This window comes from Sphingobacterium sp. UME9 (assembly GCF_014170215.1).
GTDB lineage: Bacteria > Bacteroidota > Bacteroidia > Sphingobacteriales > Sphingobacteriaceae > Sphingobacterium > Sphingobacterium paramultivorum.
Window position 1 is genome coordinate 775,068 of the sequence record NZ_LZZP01000005.1, and the last position, 19,576, is coordinate 794,643.

Sequence of the window (19,576 nt, forward strand, 5' to 3'; positions counted from 1 at the left end):
TTATTCTGTTTTAGCTTTTAAATTATCAATCAATTCGTCGACTTTATCTTCTGTCAGATTCTCATAGAATGTATATTCAGGACCGATCTGTAAGACTGGTCCAAAACCACAGGCAGCCAAACATTCTACACCACGCCAAGAGAAAAGCCCATCGCTTGTGACCTGCCCCTCCTTTACACCTAGCTTTTGTTCTAAATGCCCCATGATACGTTCTGCACCGACCAAACAACAGGGGCCCGTACGACAAATCTCCAGTACATATTTTCCTTTAGGTTGCAACAGGAACATGGTATAGAAGGTTGCCACCTCATATACCTCAATCGGTAATATATTCAGGTAAACAGCAACCTTATCCATCGCATCTGCGCTGACCCAGCCGTATTCCGCCTGAACCAAATGTAAAATGGGCAATAAGCCTGATTTCTGCTTTCCTTCGGGGTAACGGCTTACCACTTCTCCAAACTTGGCTAACAATTCTGGAGAAAACGTTACATTTTCATTATGTTGTTTTACACTAAGCATCTAATTCTCCAGCTATAACGTTAAGACTACTCATATTTATAATGGCATCTGAAATCAGCATTCCTGCACTCATTGGTGCAAACATCTGATAATTGACAAAAGAAGGTCTCCTAAAGTGAAGACGATAAGGTGACCGCCCACCATCGTGAATCAAATAAAAACCAAGTTCGCCATTTGCACCTTCGACCGCATGATAGACTTCTGCTTTTGGTGTGTCCACCTCACCCATGACGATTTTAAAATGGTAAATTAAAGCCTCCATATTGGTATACACCTGTTCTTTCGGAGGTAAATAGAAATCAGGCACCTCTGCATGGAAGACGCCTTTAGGTTCTTTCTCAATTTTCTCTAATGCCTGTTCAATAATCCGAAGTGATTGCCACATTTCGGCATTCCGAACCATGAAACGATCGTATACATCACCTGTCGTGCCAACAGGTACATCGAAATCAAATTCTTCATACGAGCAATAAGGGTTCTGTACACGAACATCGTAATCTACACCTGTCGCCCGTAAAATAGGGCCAGACCAGCTATAATCCAGTGCATCTTCTGCTGTTACAGCAGCAACACCCGACGTTCGTTCTATAAAAATGCGGTTACGAACAAACAACTCTTCAAACTCTTGCAATACCGGAGGATAGCGTTTCAGAAATTCACGTATTTTCTCAAAGGCTATAGCATTGAAATCACGCTCGAAGCCTCCAATACGACCAATATTCGTTGTCAGACGAGCGCCACAGATTTCTTCAAAGATTTCATAGATAAACTCGCGTTCCTGCATCACATACAAAAAGCCCGAAAAAGCACCCGTATCTACTCCCAAAATACCATTACAAATAATATGATCCGCAATACGGGCAAGCTCCATGACGATAACACGCATGTACTGCACCCGCTTAGGAATCTCTATCTTGAGTAGTTTTTCAACGGTCATATGCCAGCCCATATTATTGATTGGAGACGAGCAATAATTTAGACGATCAGTCAAAGGCGTTATTTGATAAAAAGGTCGATGTTCAGCAATTTTTTCAAATGCGCGGTGAATATAACCGATCGTGGACACGCCACTCACAATACGCTCGCCATCGATTTGTACTACGTTCTGAAATACGCCATGCGTAGCTGGATGCGTGGGACCAATATTAAGGGTAATCAACTCGTCTTGCGGATCGTTGTCTTCGAAGACTGGCTGATTAGATGTTATCTTGCTTATAAATTCGCTCATATCGTATAAATTAACGGCCGAAATACAAATCTTTCTTATCTACGCGATTTGGATCCTCTAAAGGATATTCCTTACGCATTGGAAACACCTCCATATCATCTACATTCAGAATCCTTCTCAAATCGGGATGCCCTATAAAATTGACACCAAAAAAATCAAAAGTCTCACGTTCCATCCAGTTCGCACCTTTCCAAACAACGGTTGCCGTTGGAATTTCAGGATTCGGTCCATGCAAAAAGACCTTTATCCGAATTCGAATATTATGAACGAGACTATGGATATGATAGACGACAGCAAATTCCTTTTCTAAATGCGGATAATGCACCGCCGTAATATCGGTCAGATGGATAAACTGCAACTCCTTATTCGATTTCAAGAAACGAAGTACTTCGATCACATTTTCCGTATCCACGACAATCGTCAATACATTGTGTGCATCTTGAATTTCGTTAATCTGTGCCGGAAAATTTCCTTGGAGCTTATCCAATAAAAAACTGTTTTCCATCATCTATTTATTTATATGTATTCCGTACTTTTCAAGCAGCGCTTTGTATTCGGGTGTATTTCTCCGGTTCAATGATTCATTCTTTACAATATCCTGTAGACGCAACACGCCATCCAAAATTGCTTCTGGACGGGGAGGACAACCAGGTACGTACACATCAACCGGTATGATTTCGTCTATTCCTTGTAAGACAGAATACGTATCGAAAATACCACCACTAGATGCACAGGCCCCTACAGCAATTACCCAGCGCGGCTCAGCCATTTGCACATACACCTGCTTTAACACCGGAGCCATTTTCTTAGCAATGGTACCCATCACCAATAGCATATCGGCCTGACGCGGGGAAAAACTAGGGCGCTCGGCACCGAATCTAGCCAAATCGTAAGTAGAGCCCATCGTTGCCATAAACTCGATACCACAGCAGGATGTGGCGAAGGGCAAAGGCCATAACGAGTTGGCTCGGGCCAAGCCAATGGCTTTGTCCAAACTTGTCGCAAAAAAACCTGCGCCTTCTACTCCCGGAGGAGCTTCTGCCAATTTTATATCACTCATGAAAAGTCGATTTTATAAAGGTTTAAGTATCATTGACCCCAAAGAGCCAACCATCACGGGAATATCTAATCCCAACTCAATGCTTTTTTCTTGATCACATAGATAAAGCCCAGCAAGAGCAGTCCCATGAAAATAAACATCTCGATCAAGCCCTGTAGCCCCATTTCCCGGAAGTTGACTGCCCATGGATACATGAAAATAACTTCAACATCAAATATGACAAACAGGATAGCGACCAAAAAATATTTTATGGAGAAAGGCTGCCTGGCATTTCCGACAACTTCAATTCCCGACTCAAAAGCTCCAAGCTTGTTTTCTGTACGGACTTTCGGTCCGATAAGATGTGTAATAATTATGGTACCTACTCCAAATCCTACAGCTACTAAAAGCTGTATAAATATAGGCAAGTAATCTATCGGCATACTATTGGCTTGCTCCATCTCAATTAAAATTTATATTGGTAACTGTCTCTAAATATAGAGATTCCAAGGTAAAAAACAAAACAAAAAAGGCGTAGATATTACTATCTACGCCTAATTTAGAATGATTTTACTTAAGCTTATTTCAATGCACCAAGGTACCCTTGAACAGCTTCATTCGTTGGATCAATTGCCAATACTTTTTGGAAGCTTTCCTTCGCTTTAGGAAGATCTTGCTTCACATAATAGTAGAGACCGATATACGTGTTTGCATCGATCAAATAATTCTTATTCTTCTCTTGTGCCCCACGTTGATTGATAGCTTCGATCAATTTTTGGAACGGCGCCACGAAATCACCTTTAGGTTGCTCCAAGTTGTCCGCGGTTAAGGCAGCAAAAGCTTTATAATAAAGTGCATTGATCAAATATTTATCTTGTGCTTCTTTATTGTCTGTTGTTTCAATAACAGATAAGAAAGTCTGTGCTTTTAGCAAATCGGCAATTGCTTTGTCTCTCAATTCTTGATTAACTACCACTTGTTCCTCATTCTTGCTACCAGCATCTTCTTTAGCTCCGATTTGGTAATAGGCTTCTCCAGCATAATAGTTTGCATCAAACAAATACGTCTTATTGTCTTTATAAGAAGCTACCAATTCAAATAAAGAGGCTGCTGTCTGCAATTCTTGCTCTTGATATTTAGCAAATGCCAACTCAGCTGTTTCTCCCAACAATTCTTTGTCTAAATCAATTGCTTTCTTAATATCGGCAATACCCTTTTGAATATTCGCTGTATTCTCTGCTGTCAACACGCCAGCCGTACCATCAGCCGCTGGCTTAGGACTATTTGCCGCGATTTCAGACATACCTAGATACATATAATCCAATGGAATTACACGATCCTTCTCCATTTTACTAAACATCTGGTTTAAGTATTCCAAAGCCTTCGGATAATCCTTTGCTTTTTGGAAAGCGATATAACCCAAATAACGATAGATTTTTGGATCTACAGAAGGGTTTTTAGCTAATTCCTCAGAAACTACCTTCAAATCGTCATATTGACGCGCGTAAACCAAGAAATCGGCGTAACGGATTTTAGCTTCCAATGAATTATCACCCGCAACTTCAAGATATTTCTTGTATTGTTCAACACCTTTCTTATTTAACTCGACATATTTCTCGTCAGAAGTACCCGGTAATCTAGACCATTGATTGTATGTTTCAGCCAATTCACGGTAAGTCGGCGCGTATGCCGGAGTTTCCGCCGCAATAGCTTCCAATTGTGTGATAGCCTCATCAAATGCTTGCGCGCCACGTACGATCACAGCCTGTCCAACTTTCGCTTGTACTGAATTTGGATCGATATCAGTCGCTTCACCATAGCTTGTATAGGCTAATGAACCTTCTTTTAAACCACGGTATGCATCACCTAATGCGATAGGAACTGCAACATCTTTTTTGTTTTTTTCTTTCGCTTGCGTTAGGTATTCCAAAGCTTTCGCATAATCGGGCTCAGGCGTTTTTATATATGCACGACCGATTTCCAATAATGGTTCATAATCTTTTTTACCTAATTTTGCGGTTGCCAAAGCAAATTTAGATTCAGCGCTCGCTTTATCCTTTTTCATTAAGTCAACATAGCCCAAACCTACATTATTGATTGTAGCCTTTGGATCAGCAGCCAAACCTTGGTTGAAAATCGCAGCGGCAGAATCCGCTCTGTCGTTTACCAAATAAATTTGACCCAAATAGAAATAATTATCTCCATTCTTAGGTTGCTTAGTCACTAACTGTTGAAGGATAGTTTTCGCTTTACCATAATTCTCAGCCTCGATGGCTGCTCTAGCATCTTTCAAACTTTGTGCACTTACTGTGCCCACAGATCCCGCCAATAAAAGACTAAATAATAATTTACTGTTTGTCATAATCTATTTTTGTACTATTTATTATCTATTTAATATAACTTTCATCTCTAATAATGATCTCCCGTCCAGGCATTGTGGCAGGAACCAATCCAGCTTTCAATACAATACGTTGTCCACGATCTCCTGTCAAAAAGGCACTGAAGCCCAAACCTAAGCCCATATTCGGCTGATAGTTCATAATGTAGACAGGTCTTACAAAAGGATATAAGCCGTCGGCGATAGTCGATTGGGACGGTCGATAAAAACTGACCTTTTCTCCCTCCTTACCAACACTTTCGATGCTCAATGTACGAATTTTCTCCAATAAATTCGAATTTTTTTCTACTGCTTTTAAATACCAATTATAACCAATAACACCCACTGTATTCGCATTCTCGCTCACATATTTCATCACATCTTCACTATCTTTCAAAGCAGAAACAGCTTTCGGATCGATTTTGTTCAATTTAAAATAATCTTTCAAATAGCGCAGTGTACTTGAATTGGCGTTGTCAAAGATCAATCGTTGTCCTGCTAAGTTACCTTCCAACAAAGACTTAACGTCCTTTTGAGGCATTATAGTATCTGCACTGTTACGATTATTGATCAATACAACTGCATCCGACGCCATTTGGAATATTTTGGGTTGAATCCCTCGCTTTTTAAAGTAGCTATCTTCCTCATTTGTCAGCTTGCGCGTCAAAACAACCACATAGGCCGAATCGCCAAGCAATGCATTCACCGCTTTAATTTCAGGACGAGCGATAAGCTCCAAATTCGAGTTTGGATAAGAGCTCTCAAACACATCCGCAGATTCCTGGACAATAGGCAACAAAGTTTGATCCACAATAACAGGTAGCTTACCTGTTAAAATATCATCGCCCTCTTTCGCTTGCTTTGTTTTATTTTTGCAGGAAACAAAAATGCCCATACAGATGCCAAGCATCACAAGAACCATTTTATATTTTCTCATATGATACATCATAAAATAAGACAGTTTAATTAAAAAATAGTTTAATTTTTGAAGAGAGAATTGGTTGTAGCCAAAAAGAAGAGGGCAGTTAATTAAAAATTATTTTGCCAAAGCCGTACAAACCGCATAAAAGAATACAGAATCAATACGACACCAAAGATTGTTTTGTAAGTTGGATTAATTTCAATGGGAAAATTATCCCAGAATATAATCAAAAGGCCCAAAACAAAATAAAAGCCAAACATAAATAGTCCCAAAATAGACAGAAACCGCTTCAGAGGCGATTTCTGTCTATAATTTGAACTATTATTCGAATTAAAATCTGTCATTCTAATTTTGAAGGTTCAATCGAATTGGTAAAGTATACGCTACACGAACTGGACGGCCATTTTGAATACCAGGCTTCCATTTCTTCGCTTTCTTAAGCAACCTTACGGCTGCATCACCAGTACCATATTTCAAATCGCGTTTGATATTGATGTCTGTCAGGCTACCATCTTTTTCTACAACGAAGGATACCTCAACGACACCATTTACACCATTTTCAGTTGCAGCAGCTGGATATTCGTAGTTTGAACCAACCCAAGACATAAATGCAGCCATACCACCGATAGGCATTGGTTGAACCTCAATGGCATTAAATGGAAGAATTTCATCTCCATTACCATTTGGATCGCCTTTTGCAGCCCCAGTGATTGCACCATCTTGTTTCTTCGAACCAAATTCACCACGTGCAACAGAAGTACCAGTCGGGCTACCTTTCAAGGTAATACGTGCTGGCGTTTTATTTGGATCTTTCAATTCTTCCTGAGAAGCAACTTCTTCCACAACTTTGTTTGCAGGAGCTACTTTAGGTTCAGGGAAACGAACCAAATCTTCTTTCGGTACATCCATAGCCACTTGTTGAGGTTTTTCTTCCGGTTCTTGTGGAAGCGGCTCCTCTTCAGGCTCTGGTGGTTTGATTTCTTCAAGGTCTTCCAAAGTAACTTCAGTTACTGCTGGAGGTGCCTCAACGGCTTTCTTCGGGAACAGCTTACTTCCATAAACACTAAGGAAACTGGCTATGACTACAATGCCGATAACGACAAGAAGTCCCCTGTTAGTCGCTTTAGGCGCTAGCTTACGAAGCTCATAAGCTCCGTACTCCTTATTGCGGCCTTGAAAAACGACGTCAAGCCATTCTTTCTTAAAAATATCTAATTTTGACCCTATCATCTTATTTTAGTTTTTTGTGTCAATCTAATAACTAATCATTATAGATATTGTCACGTTTTAACACTTCCACTTCCTCTGGAGTAATCTTTCCGATCATATAGCGTTTTACGTCTACAATTTTCATCTCGTCAAGAATGTCAACAAGATTACGTTGTGTACATTTATCACTAGGTCTTATGATTACGATCATGTCTTTACCGCCTGAAACGCGAGGTATATATGCCTTTTTCTCCATTAAGACCTTACGAATCCCATCCGCACCGTAACCGGCAACAGTAGGACCTTCGATCGGACGAGCAACTTGACCATACACCCAAGAGACTTTATTGTCAGAACCCAATAAAATTGTAAGTGAACGATTATCTGCTGTAAGCAATTCATCGCTTTGTTGCTCCTTAATTTTATTTTTGTCTGGCATAGCCACATCCATCGCTTGCGGTTTATTTAAGGACGTAGTCAACATGAAGAAGGTAATCAACAAGAATGCCAAATCCACCATCGCCGTAAGGTCGACCTTACCGCCATTCTTCTTGGATCTTACTTTCCCGCCTTTGCCTTTTTTACCACTATCCTGATTTAATTCTGCCATTGTTTGTTCTTATTAAATCGTCAATTATTTCTCCTCAGCACGCATGCCTGTTATGAAACTAAATTTGTTTTGCTTTTGATTGCGCAACGTTTCAATAACTAAATTAACCGAAGGATATTTTTCATTCGCATCTGCTTTGATAGCCATCTTTAAAGGTCCTGGATGCACGAAGTTTTTATCAGATGCCTCCTTTTCTTTATTTACTTCCTCAGCTGCAAGACGGGCATTTTGAACCCAGTAATACAACTCATTTGAAGTATTCTCTGTACTATCAACCGGGATACCAGTTTGCAGACCTTTTTCTGTACGCTTACTTCCATCCAAGGCCAATAATCCTTTCAATTTAGACATTGGTACACCAAAGTTTTCCATCAATTTGAAACGATCATAATCTTCTTGTGAAAAGCCAACGCCATATTTTGCTGACATTCTTTCTAGTGCTTTTACGCGAACTTGTTGATCAGTCGTACCGAAGAAAACTTTACCTTGATCGCCTATTGTGATCATACCCACATTTGAATCAGGTAACTTATCTTTCGTAGTCGATGCTGGGGTATCCACCGTCAATGCTTCCGGTTGGCGCGCAGTCGCCGTTAAGACGAAGAACGTAAGCAGTAAGAACGATACGTCACACATCGCTGTCATGTCGATCGACGTACTGGCTCTTTTTACTTTTGCTTTACCCATTTTAAATTCTTCTTTTTAAATTAAAAACTCAATCTTCTATCCTATGATGCTTTTGATTTTTGATTTCCATAAAATAAAATCAAAAACTTTCATCATAGTTCTTATTTGTGGTTTGCAGCGTATGTTTGTACGATTGAGAAACCAGCTTCGTCGATAGAGTAAGTTAATTTATCGATTTTTGCAGTAAAGATGTTATACAATACGATAGCGAATGTTGAAGTCGCGATACCAGTTGCTGTATTGATCAAGGCCTCAGAGATACCGTTTGCCAATTTAGCTGAATCTGGAGCACCACCTGTTGCCAATGCCGAGAAGGCTTTGATCATACCTGTTACCGTACCCAATAGACCACATAATGTACCGATAGAAACTAATGTAGCGATAACGTTTAAGTTTTTCTCTAACATTGGCATTTCTAATGCTGTAGTTTCTTCGATTTCTTTTTGAATTGCAATAGCAGCTTTTTCAGTGTTTACTTCAGGATCTGCAGATACTGATTTGTATTTCAATAAACCAGCTTTTACAACATTTGCTACTGAACCTTTTTGTTTGTCACACTCAGCGATCGCTGAATCGATGTTTCCGCCATTGATTAACGTTTGGATCTTACGAACGAAGTTCCCTACGTTACCTGTACCAGATGCTTTGTTGATAACGATAAAACGTTCTACGGAGAAAACCCATACCATTAAGAATAAACCAAGCAAAACAGGAACGATAGCACCAGCATGGTAAACCATTCCTAAATAGTTACCTGGATTTGGAGCATTTTCATTATTGTTGTCAACAAAGTTTGTAGGGTTACCCATTACAAATTTCCATAAACAGAAACCAACGATGAAACAGATGATGATTGCAGCTTGAGCGAAGAAAGATCCTCCGTTGTTGCTCTCTTGTTTTGCAGCAGTTTTAGGTGCGTTTGCCATTTTTCTAATTTTTAGTTTTTTACTGTTGTTTAAATATATAATGTTGTTTAAATTATATGCACTCTTATTCGCTTTTGAAACCAATTTTGCAAAGCAAATTTAATATTTAATGTCAAATTTAAAATATTCCTCTTAAATATATAAAAAAAATCAAATTTGTTTTTAAAACTGAATACACCATTAATCAGTGTTATTTTTCTCAGCAGTTCCCGTTATATAATCATTGTTAGTTTATGCTAAATCGCTTATTCGCAATAATTATTTTACAATGAAAGCCATTTTTTTTTTGATATGCAAAAAAATCAAGGATTTTAAACGACAAAAAGTAAGTGATTACTCATGTTTTTGAACAATCAGACATCCTACACCTAAAGCATACTTGCCTAATAGACAATTCATTAGATTTGCCACTATTATCCCTGATATACTTGTTTAACCACCAACTAATTTTACGCGATACCCCTCTTTAAGTAACAAATCATAGATCTTTTGTTTAAACTCTCCCTGAATGATGACCTCCCCGTCCTTCACTGTTCCACCAACTCCACACTTCGTTTTCAACAATTTACCTAAGTTTTCCAAGTCTTCTACTTTTCCAACAAATCCCGTAACCAACGTAACAACTTTCCCCTTCCGCATTTTCCGATCAAGCTGTACTTTTAAGTTTTGCTGATTTACAGGTAACGTATCAGTTTCCTGAAAAAAATCAGCCAGCTGATAGCTGAAGCTGTCATCTGTTGAATATACAACGCCCTCATAGGACTGTTTCTTATTTTTACTCATGATCTTAACAAATTATCTTTAACGCTTTTGGCATAATTGAAATATCCAATTTATCGCCAAGTTCGATCGGCTCCCCATCTACATGAACCGGTGAAACCTTATCGACCTCAATCTGTATATTTTTTCCCGGAATAATTTCGACATAACTGGATTGATCTGCCGATTTATTAAAAAGATGGAAAATCATCTTTGGCAAAATGTAAAGCGGGAATTTGTGCACGATACAGACATCTAAAATGCCATCGTTAACCGAAGCCTGTGGTGCGATATAGGCATTATTTCCATATTGGGGAGAGTTCGCTACACTGATCATAAACGCTTGCCTTTCGTATACCTTTCCATCAATCGTCAATTTGTAATGTGCAGGCTGATACTTGCTGAGCACATTAAAAACGGACTTCATATACCCCAAAGGTCCACGAATATTTTCATTGGCAAAATTTTCACTTACAGATGCATCAAAACCTAAACCCGCGATATTAAAAAATCGTCTATCATTAATTAGACCACAATCCACCTCTATCGATTCAAAACGATTAATCCGACGGATAGCAGCAGCTTCATTCATTGGAACCCCCAAGTAGAGCGCCAAGCCGTTACCAGAGCCTTCAGGAATAATACCCAATGGAATTCCAGATCCTACCAAAGCGGATCCCAGTTCATTGATCGTGCCATCACCACCGACCGCGATAACTGCATCATAACCCTCTTTGACCGCTTTCAGCCCAATTTCGTAAGCATGGTTCGGTCTCGCGGTCTGCTGAAAAGTAGGATCAAACTTCTGCAAATCAAGCACATCCAGCACTTGTTTTTTAAAGGAAGTTTTATTTTTCCCCCCTGAAATAGGATTAATAACAAACAGTATTTGTTTACGTTCTGACATATCCAAAGATAGCGGAAATTACCAATTTCTTAAAATAATGTAATCTTTATACTAATTAACGCACTTCCCTATGCTTTTAAAAGTTAAAATATAAATTTGATTTTAAATAATCCTTAAAGTATTGTAGCTTTGTCGCACAAAAAATAGAATGTGGACTGATTTGCGTGCTGTTGCGTTACAAGGCAACGACAAGGAGATTGCAACCACAGTAAAAAAGTGCTAAAAACCCTTCGCTATCACGGCTCTTATCACTTTGCTGTTATTTCATTCTAGCGCAAATCCAATATTAAAAATTACGTAAAGCATGGCTTATTTATTTACGTCAGAATCTGTTTCTGAAGGGCATCCAGACAAAATTGCGGATCAAATTTCAGATGCATTAATAGACAATTTTTTAGCATGGGACGAGGATTCTCGCGTCGCTATTGAAACACTAGTAACCACAGGACAGGTTGTCCTTGCCGGGGAAGTTAAATCAAACATATACCTCGATGTTCAGAAAATAGCCCGTTCGGTGATCCAAAAGATTGGCTACACCAAATCTGAATACATGTTCGAGGCAAACTCCTGTGGCGTTCTTTCGGCGATTCACGAGCAGTCTGCTGATATCAACCAGGGTGTAGACCGCAAGACAAGGCAAGAACAAGGTGCGGGCGACCAAGGAATCATGTTCGGTTATGCAAACAACGAAACTGAAAATTTTATGCCTTTGGCATTGGACCTATCGCATCGCTTACTTTATGAATTGGCCGAGCTACGTCGCGAAAATAACGAAATCAAGTATTTGCGCCCGGACGCAAAATCTCAGGTTACCCTTGAGTATAGTGACGATCACAAACCAAAAAGAATCGAAGCAATCGTAATCTCCACACAACATGACGACTTCGATACGGAACAAGTTATGTTGGATAAAATTACACATGACATCAAAACGATCTTAATTCCACGTGTTAAAGCACAATTGAAACCAGAACTTCAGTTGTTATTTAACGATGAAATTAAGTTTCATATCAATCCAACTGGAAAATTTGTTATCGGTGGACCTCACGGAGATACAGGACTTACCGGCCGCAAGATCATTGTAGATACCTACGGTGGCCGAGGCGCACATGGTGGAGGGGCTTTCTCAGGAAAAGATCCATCTAAGGTAGACCGTTCAGCTGCATACGCAACGCGCCATATTGCTAAAAACTTAGTGGCAGCAGGTGTAGCAGATGAAATTCTCGTACAGATTTCCTATGCAATTGGTGTAAAAGATCCTATGGGAATCTATGTAAATACCTATGGAACGAGCAAAGTAAATTTGACCGATGGTCAGATTGCTGAAAAAATTGCTCATTTGTTTGATATGACTCCCTACGGAATTGAAACGCGTTTGGGTCTGAGAAATCCAATTTATTCAGAAACGGCTGCCTATGGACACATGGGAAGAACACCAAGAAAAGTAACCAAGGAATTCGAAAGCTCAACCGGCGAGAAAAAGCAAATTGAGGTTGAACTTTTTACTTGGGAAAAACTGGATTATATCGATAAAGTGAAAGAAGAGTTTGGGATATAGCATTCAACATCTATCAAAATATAAGAGGGAGGCATAACGTCTCCCTTTTTGTTTGCTGAAAACGTCTATTTTTCGCTAACCACAAAAACCCTTCTCTCACGATAAGCGTCATTGCTATTGGTGAATTCACGAAGGTTTTGTATCTTAAAGCTTCTAAACCGTTTCAATCATGAAAAGACGCAACTTTCTTCTAGCACCCATGGTGCTCGTAACTGCTCCCACATGGGCAAATACAGTTCAATCGGATGAGAATATCGAGTCCAGCACCATTGTACACGTTGTTAATTTTTGGCTAAAAAAAGATCTCAGTGAAAAAGAAAAAAAGAATTTTGTTGGATTTTTTGACGACCTTCGAAAAATCGACGTCATCAAAACGCTTAATTATGGCGTTCCGGCGCAGACAAACCCGAGACCTGTCGTAGACAACAGTTTTGATTATACGTTGATAGTCACTTTCAAAAACCTTAAGGATATTACAACGTACGAGACGCATCCAATCCATTTAAAAGCGATCGATAAATATCAACATCTCTGGACAAAAGTAATGGTTAAAGATACCTCCATCATTAAATAAGGCCGCGTGCCTTAATTTCCAAATATTTATTGATGGAGTTAATGGTCAGGTTTTCCGGTGCTGTATAGATTGTCTGAAACCCATTGCGAATCAGTTCCTGTACGATAAGTTGTTTCTCATAGATAAACTTTTCAGCAATGACCTGGTTGTAAATATCTATTGTCTTTTTCGGCGTACTCTTCGCTAAATCCTCTATTTCTACGTTTTTAAAAACAACAACGACAATAATGTGGCTTCTATTTAACATCGACAGATAATTTATCTGACGTCTTAAAGAATCTAAGGTCTCAAAATTTGTATAGACAAAAATCAGCGAACGTTTGTTAATATGTGCATTGGCATAACTATATAATCTTCCAAATTCCGACTCCTCAAATTTAGTCGACACCTGGTATAGTGCTTCCGAAATCTTGTGCATTTGATTATTCCTCTTCTCAGCGGCTATAAATGCATTGATATCATTCGAAAAGGTTAATAACCCGGCTCGGTCCTGCTTTAAGATGGTCGCATTGGAAAGAACGAGTGCTGCATTGATCGAGTAGTCCAATAAGGTAAGACCGTTGAATGGCATACGCATTGCCCGACCTAGATCAATAAAAGAATAAATTGGCTGAGACTTCTCCTCTTCGTACTGATTGACCATCAGCTTCTTTACTTTTGCAGATGCCTTCCAGTTCATGTGTCTATAATCATCCCCCTGCACATACTCTCTAACATGGTCAAATTCCATAGCCGAACCAATCCGTCGAATACGCTTTATACCCAGTTCATTCAACCGATTACTTGTTGCCAAAAGCTGATATTTTCGCAGTTGAATATAGGATGGATAACAGGGTATTTCCTGTTCTTGATTGGTAACAAACCTTCTTTTGAAAAATCCAAAACGCTTAACCAAAGCCATACAACGACCAAACTGATAAACTCCCCTTTGTGTGGGTCGCAAGGAAAACGAAATTTCCGAGCGCTGAAAGGCCGGCAAGCTTGTCGCAAAATCTTTATCTCGAATTTGAAGCTGTACCGGAAACTCCTCCAAAATATCCACTTTTGTCCCAAACGGGTAAAAAGAATTCACAATCAGTCGCATCGGGTTTTCATCGCCATTGGATAATTTTTCAGGATATATCCTTGTGATCTCAATTCGCCCCTTTCCTGAAAACAAGACAATAAAATCAAAAGCCAAAACAGCCAACCATATCCAAAAAACAATCCATGCCACAATCAACAATCCTTTAACGAAAAAAGAAAATGTAAAGAGTGTTGCTACACCTAATAGGGAGTAGAAGAATTGATTTGTTAGAAAAAGCTGCTTTAATTTCTTCATTATCTTGGAATTTCTACAGAATTAATGATTTGGTCGATGACATAAGCGGTGGTAAATCCTTCCATTTCCCTTTCTGGAGTCAACATGACACGGTGGCCCAATACGGCAGATGCTACCCTCCGAATATCCTCAGGAGTAACAAAGTCTCGACCTGTCAACGCAGCTGAAGCCTTTGCTGATTCCAATAAAGCAATAGAAGCCCGCGGTGATGCCCCAAGGGTCAAACTTGGATTAGTTCTTGTCTTTATAATAACTTGAGCAATATAAGTTAACAACTCCTCGTGAACAAAGATAGATTTGATCAATTTCTGGAATTCTAAAATTTCTGCGGCCGAGACTACAGCCTGAACCTGATCCTCTTTATTCTGTGCTTTTTGGGCATGGTGCTCCTTTAATATTTCCAGCTCCTGTTCAAGTTCAGGATAATTCACATTGATCTTAAACAAGAAACGATCGAGCTGAGCTTCCGGCAATCGATAAGTACCTTCGTGTTCGATGGGGTTTTGTGTCGCAAAAACAACAAACGGTCCTGGCAATCTATAAGTCGTTCCATCGACCGACACTTGTTGCTCCGCCATACTTTCAAAAAGTGCAGCTTGTGTCTTTGCCGGAGCACGGTTGATTTCATCGATTAAAACAATATTTGCAAAAATAGGTCCTCTACGAAATTCAAATTCATTACTTTTCAAATCGAGTATCGACGATCCTGTTACATCCGAAGGCATTAAATCCGGTGTAAATTGAATCCGCTTGAATTCACTGTGAATAGTTTTGGCAATCAATTTTGCGGATAATGTTTTTGCTACCCCAGGTAAACCCTCGATCAAAGAATGCCCTGAAGCCAAGATCGAGATTAAGAGCATATCAATCAATTGATCTTGCCCAACGATTACTTTTTTCACCTCCGACTTTACCTGCGCCATTTTATCGAATAAAACTGACACATCTATTCGGTTTTCAAAAGATATATATTTATCGAAGTCACTCATATCATTTTTGCTTTATGTTTAAACTCTTCTATTGTATCATTAATCAATTTGAGATCAGCCACATCATGTTGTTTAGCATCTTCCATACGAACAATCAGCCGGATTAAAGATTGTGTCTCTGCGAGCGAAACCCCAGAACGCTCAGCCAGCTCCTCACTGAACTCTTCTTCCCGCAACATCAGCGTGTCCAAATGAAACCGCATCCGAAGATCGTGCAGGAAGTAATCTATTTTTTTTGCGACCATATTACCTGGTGCACCATTTTCATAATATAAAGTAGCGATGGTTCCACAGAACTCCTTCGAGAGATTTGGTTCCGGGCTCACTACCGCCACAGCCCGCTGCTCACGTCTACTTCTAAACACAAGCAAAAGGACTAGCCCCGCTAACAAAACATACCATGCTTGCCTAAGACCGTCATTCATAAGCAATACACGCAAAGGAGTCCGATATTGCCCCATATTCGCTTTAAAATCATACCAAGCGATCGGCTTATCATTTAGATAAGATAACGACTTAGCAACATAGGCATATTGCGAGGCGGAATTCAGCAAGTAATAGTTCCCAAATAAATCAGGGGTCAGGTGAAGATAGAACGTTCCTTTACCAAATTGAACCGCGATGAAGTTCGGTAGCGCAAATTCCTTATAGGTGATCGAGCCCAAAATGGTCGCATTTTTAGGAAGTTTTTTAAATACTTCGCCAAGATCTGATTTACTGTAATGAATTTTATTGTTATCGTTCATCAACCGCACGCGCAACTGACTTTTTATATTTACACCTTTTTTAAAACCATAGAAATTATCTGCTTCCAAACCCAGGGAATCCAATAGATAATTATCAATATCCTCGGCTACAATCATTGCTTTCCCACCCCGGTTTACATAATCCAGTAACTTATCTTCCGCTGCTTCACCCATCGAAAAATAGGACGTATAAAAAAATAAGTTAGCGTCTGTTTTCTTTGTGCTATCCAGATACTCATACAATGGTCGCTCAATCGTTGTATTCTTTTGATCAATGATATGCTTCAGTTCTTGACGCAATACATAAGCTCCAAAGGGATTTTTATCCTTTGCATCAAAAGTCCGATCCCAGATAATAGGTTTCTTACTCGTTGCATCGATAAGAGCTATTAGCACTAACACAACAGTCAATAATATCAATCCAAATTTTACCGATCCCTTCATTTAATCTGTTTTTGATATTGGTGAAACAATTGCTGATATTGACTAAAATTGTCTTCTGTCAATTCAAATTGACCAAACCAGACATAATCAAATATTCTTGTACATTCAGCAAATCCACGACGGAGCTCCTCGTTTTGAATCTCTTCTGCAAATTCAGCATTTGTTTTGCTCAGCTTCCATTTTATATGATCTGATTGCGCTAGTTTTTGAATATTCAATAGCTGTAAGTATCGGATTCCCAATGCATAATTCCTTTGGGCAATAGCCTCTTGAATATAAGGTTCTAGGTTGCTATTCATCAGATTACGCTCCACATAGGCTAAAACGTCAAGTTCACTCTCCTCTTCACTATGTTTAATAAAATATTGTTTCCTGTTGTAGAGTACTTTATAGAGGATAAACGCTAATGCAATAACAGCTAAAAAGGCAAATACGTAGCCAAACTCTTCCCGAAATTTATAGGGATTATCTGGCATGATGCTTCCAATCCAATCCGCGAGTCGGGCAAGGATTCGCTGTAATGCTCCTACCCGATCTTTAATATTTTCAGAATAAACAAAATCGTCCGTCTCGTATCTTTTGATGATATCCTGATAAGGATCCATTTTAAACGAACGTTCTTCGGTATATTTTGGAATCGAATCAAATAATGTTGGATCCCACAGGTCAATTTCGTCCTTTTCCTGTTGCCCATTAGGTGCCTTTACGGCTATTGAGTCAATAGCGACAGAATCGGCTACCACTAAGGTAGAATCTATTTGCACATTAAGTGAATCAATCCTATCGCTGTTGGATTCTGTATTCCTTGGTTTGGGATCACAGGCATACATAATCGACAAACAGGCAATGCAGAAAAAAGACAAGAGTTTATTCATCTTTTCCTCCTATCTTTTCGATCATGCCATAAATACGTTCTCCAAATTTGAGATCCTTGGCCGTTTCGTAAATAATACCGTTGGCCAAAACACCGGACATATAAAGAAATAGGGTAAATAGTGTGATAAATAAGCCCCCAAATGTCATCAGCAGTTTTCCCCAGGATGAGTCAAAGAAGGCAGCATCTATTCCAAGGAAGTTGAATGACAAAAGCCCCATGATAATCAATGGCACAATGGAAATCATCATCACAGCCATTTGGAAAATAAAATTCACGATATAGGTGGCAATACCATACTGAATCAATTTTTTGCTCAGCATCACATAGGCATCCGTAAAACAACTGCCCAGATCCGAATAGCCTTCACGATAAAATAAAAATGAGCAAAATAACCAGATGCCAACCATGGACCCCAAAATACCGATCGCAAAACTTCCGACGAAAGGGATAAAAGCACAAATTGCAGCGACGATGGCCAGGGGAATAAAGACGACAATTAACGCCAATATCATGGCAATTAAAAACATAAAGTATTTCCCGAGGTTTGATCTGAAATTCTTCAGCACCTCCGCGCCCGAAAATGCTGTACTTTTGCGTTCTTTGAGCAATACAAAATATTCGATAGAAATACCATAAACGTACAGCCCTAAAGCTATCAGCGCCAGAATGAGTAATCCAGCCCAAGTAAAAGCATCGATATCCTCAAAAGAATCACTGTTGGCAGAGAACGTGATTTTTGTAGACAGAAAATAATAAACCAAGGCAATCCCCGCCAGTGGCAGAGCAGATAAGCCAAAAATAGTAGAAACAAAGTGCCTATAGATCAATTTAAAAAGGTCTATAAAACTTTGGACAAAGTCCCCTATCTTCCGTTCTTTTTGAAATTCAAAGTCTATTTCCATTGAAATCGTTTTGCTAGTCGATAAGGATTAATAACATAAAAATAAAGGATAGCCAGTAAGGATAAAACGATTATCAATAAACATAACCAAATTGACACATTATAATACCGTGTTACAAAACCTTCCAATGTACCAGCGATAATAAAAAAAGGAATTGTGCTGACGAGAACTTTCATCGCAATCTTTGCTGTACGGACAAAAGATGTCAAACGTGTAAACGATTTGGGAAATAGAATGCTATTACCGATGGCCAACCCGCATCCTCCAGCCACAATAATTACCGAAATCTCAATAGTGCCATGAATCCAAATCGCTGACATGGCTTTCCCCATAACGCCATACTGGAAAAACATATGGTGAAATGCACCAAGCATAATACCATTGCTAAACAAAACATAACCTGTACCTACACTGAAAAATAGCCCAGCAGCAAAGGCCATAAAAGCAACCCGAACATTATTAATCGTAATCCAAATTGCTGACCCAAAGTTACTTCCCTTTCCATATACCGCAGCAGGATCTCCTGCTTTTATGCTTTCTATCGTCGAATCGACATAGTAGTCACCTAAAATAAGCCGAATAAAATCCATATCGTATACAGACGATACAAAACCAATGACCGAAGCCAAAACAAAAATTAAGAATGAATACAGCAAGGGTCGGCGAATCGACCAAATCGCCTGCGGTATCTCTTCATTGATAAAAGATTTAAACTTATTATTGGAAGCTTTCTGATCTTTATAGATTTTCTGATGGACGGTTACGGCCAGTTCATTCAGATAAGCCTTTACCTTACTTTCAGGATAAAAGGTTTGTGCATACGCCAGATCATTTGTGAGCTCAATGTAATTTGAGGCCAATTCATCTGGATCAACCTGCATATTAATTGATAAATTATTTTCAATTAACGTCCATTTTTCTTTATTTCGTTCTACAAAGGATGCTTCTCTCATTAATTTTTTTAACTGGCATAACCAAA

At 39.2% G+C, this 19,576-nt stretch carries 21 protein-coding genes; 2 read left to right on the forward strand and 19 right to left on the reverse strand.

Annotated elements, in window-relative coordinates:
- The 13 genes from nuoE to A9970_RS11835 all read right to left on the reverse strand — a co-directional run bounded on the left by nuoE (nt 1) and on the right by A9970_RS11835 (nt 11,186).
- Nucleotides 1-522 (reverse strand): NAD(P)H-dependent oxidoreductase subunit E, encoded by a 522-nt coding sequence (gene nuoE, locus A9970_RS11775; RefSeq protein ID WP_075990305.1) that lies wholly within the window; start codon nt 520-522, stop codon nt 1-3.
- Nucleotides 515-1,750, reverse strand: coding sequence for an NADH-quinone oxidoreductase subunit D (locus A9970_RS11780; protein WP_182330600.1), 1,236 nt, complete (start codon nt 1,748-1,750; stop codon nt 515-517). The genes nuoE and A9970_RS11780 overlap by 8 nt, the downstream gene beginning before the upstream one ends.
- A 10-nt stretch (nt 1,751-1,760) precedes the next feature.
- Nucleotides 1,761-2,258 (reverse strand): NADH-quinone oxidoreductase subunit C, encoded by a 498-nt coding sequence (locus tag A9970_RS11785; RefSeq protein WP_228280104.1) that lies wholly within the window; start codon nt 2,256-2,258, stop codon nt 1,761-1,763.
- Entirely contained in the window at nt 2,259-2,810 is a 552-nt protein-coding gene (locus A9970_RS11790) for an NADH-quinone oxidoreductase subunit B (RefSeq protein ID WP_153844503.1), read from the reverse strand.
- A gap of 65 nt (nt 2,811-2,875) precedes the next feature.
- Nucleotides 2,876-3,250: an NADH-quinone oxidoreductase subunit A gene (locus tag A9970_RS11795; RefSeq protein ID WP_088163316.1), complete on the reverse strand. Its 375-nt coding sequence runs from the start codon at nt 3,248-3,250 to the stop codon at nt 2,876-2,878.
- 119 nt (nt 3,251-3,369) lie between these two features.
- Nucleotides 3,370-5,151, reverse strand: coding sequence for a tetratricopeptide repeat protein (locus tag A9970_RS11800; protein WP_182982391.1), 1,782 nt, complete (start codon nt 5,149-5,151; stop codon nt 3,370-3,372).
- Between the two features lie 25 nt (nt 5,152-5,176).
- Nucleotides 5,177-6,103, reverse strand: a complete 927-nt coding sequence (locus A9970_RS11805; RefSeq protein ID WP_227550073.1) for a PstS family phosphate ABC transporter substrate-binding protein — start codon at nt 6,101-6,103, stop codon at nt 5,177-5,179.
- 330 nt (nt 6,104-6,433) lie between these two features.
- Nucleotides 6,434-7,318: an energy transducer TonB gene (locus tag A9970_RS11810; RefSeq protein WP_153844505.1), complete on the reverse strand. Its 885-nt coding sequence runs from the start codon at nt 7,316-7,318 to the stop codon at nt 6,434-6,436.
- 31 nt (nt 7,319-7,349) lie between these two features.
- On the reverse strand, nt 7,350-7,907 hold the full coding sequence (locus tag A9970_RS11815; RefSeq protein ID WP_153844506.1) for a biopolymer transporter ExbD: 558 nt from the start codon (nt 7,905-7,907) through the stop codon (nt 7,350-7,352).
- Nucleotides 7,908-7,931: 24 nt separating this feature from the next.
- Nucleotides 7,932-8,594 carry a biopolymer transporter ExbD gene (locus tag A9970_RS11820; RefSeq protein ID WP_075990315.1) on the reverse strand — a complete coding sequence of 221 codons (663 nt, stop codon included), beginning with the start codon at nt 8,592-8,594 and terminating at the stop codon, nt 7,932-7,934.
- Nucleotides 8,595-8,695: 101 nt separating this feature from the next.
- The gene (locus A9970_RS11825) at nt 8,696-9,520 is read right to left on the reverse strand and encodes a MotA/TolQ/ExbB proton channel family protein (RefSeq protein ID WP_120335215.1); all 825 of its coding nucleotides are present in this window, start codon (nt 9,518-9,520) and stop codon (nt 8,696-8,698) included.
- A 432-nt stretch (nt 9,521-9,952) separates the two neighbouring features.
- Entirely contained in the window at nt 9,953-10,303 is a 351-nt protein-coding gene (locus tag A9970_RS11830) for a translation initiation factor (RefSeq protein ID WP_182982392.1), read from the reverse strand.
- A gap of 4 nt (nt 10,304-10,307) precedes the next feature.
- Complete coding sequence (locus A9970_RS11835; RefSeq protein WP_182982393.1) at nt 10,308-11,186, reverse strand: diacylglycerol kinase family protein; 879 nt, start codon at nt 11,184-11,186, stop codon at nt 10,308-10,310.
- 304 nt (nt 11,187-11,490) lie between these two features.
- On the opposite strand from A9970_RS11835, the gene metK reads away from it, so the two are divergent.
- A complete protein-coding gene (gene metK / locus A9970_RS11840) occupies nt 11,491-12,744 on the forward strand; it encodes a methionine adenosyltransferase (RefSeq protein WP_182982394.1) in 1,254 nt (417 codons plus the stop codon).
- Nucleotides 12,745-12,913: 169 nt separating this feature from the next.
- Nucleotides 12,914-13,318 carry a Dabb family protein gene (locus tag A9970_RS11845; RefSeq protein WP_182982395.1) on the forward strand — a complete coding sequence of 135 codons (405 nt, stop codon included), beginning with the start codon at nt 12,914-12,916 and terminating at the stop codon, nt 13,316-13,318.
- On the opposite strand, the gene A9970_RS11850 is transcribed toward A9970_RS11845, so the two are convergent.
- Genes A9970_RS11850 through A9970_RS11875 form a run of 6 tightly spaced genes read right to left on the reverse strand, consistent with a single transcriptional unit; the run spans nt 13,311 to nt 19,550 of the window.
- Nucleotides 13,311-14,639 carry a DUF58 domain-containing protein gene (locus A9970_RS11850; RefSeq protein ID WP_153844509.1) on the reverse strand — a complete coding sequence of 443 codons (1,329 nt, stop codon included), beginning with the start codon at nt 14,637-14,639 and terminating at the stop codon, nt 13,311-13,313. The two genes, A9970_RS11845 and A9970_RS11850, sit on opposite strands and share 8 nt — an antisense overlap.
- Nucleotides 14,639-15,628, reverse strand: coding sequence for a MoxR family ATPase (locus A9970_RS11855; protein ID WP_153844510.1), 990 nt, complete (start codon nt 15,626-15,628; stop codon nt 14,639-14,641). The genes A9970_RS11850 and A9970_RS11855 overlap by 1 nt, the downstream gene beginning before the upstream one ends.
- On the reverse strand, nt 15,625-16,818 hold the full coding sequence (locus A9970_RS11860; protein WP_153844511.1) for a DUF4350 domain-containing protein: 1,194 nt from the start codon (nt 16,816-16,818) through the stop codon (nt 15,625-15,627). Before A9970_RS11860 ends, A9970_RS11855 begins: the two co-directional genes overlap by 4 nt.
- Complete coding sequence (locus tag A9970_RS11865; RefSeq protein WP_182982396.1) at nt 16,815-17,693, reverse strand: DUF4129 domain-containing protein; 879 nt, start codon at nt 17,691-17,693, stop codon at nt 16,815-16,817. Before A9970_RS11865 ends, A9970_RS11860 begins: the two co-directional genes overlap by 4 nt.
- On the reverse strand, nt 17,686-18,597 hold the full coding sequence (locus tag A9970_RS11870; protein WP_153844513.1) for an ABC transporter permease: 912 nt from the start codon (nt 18,595-18,597) through the stop codon (nt 17,686-17,688). Before A9970_RS11870 ends, A9970_RS11865 begins: the two co-directional genes overlap by 8 nt.
- A complete protein-coding gene (locus A9970_RS11875; protein WP_075994555.1) occupies nt 18,588-19,550 on the reverse strand; it encodes a stage II sporulation protein M in 963 nt (320 codons plus the stop codon). The genes A9970_RS11870 and A9970_RS11875 overlap by 10 nt, the downstream gene beginning before the upstream one ends.
- Nucleotides 19,551-19,576: the final 26 nt, after the last annotated feature.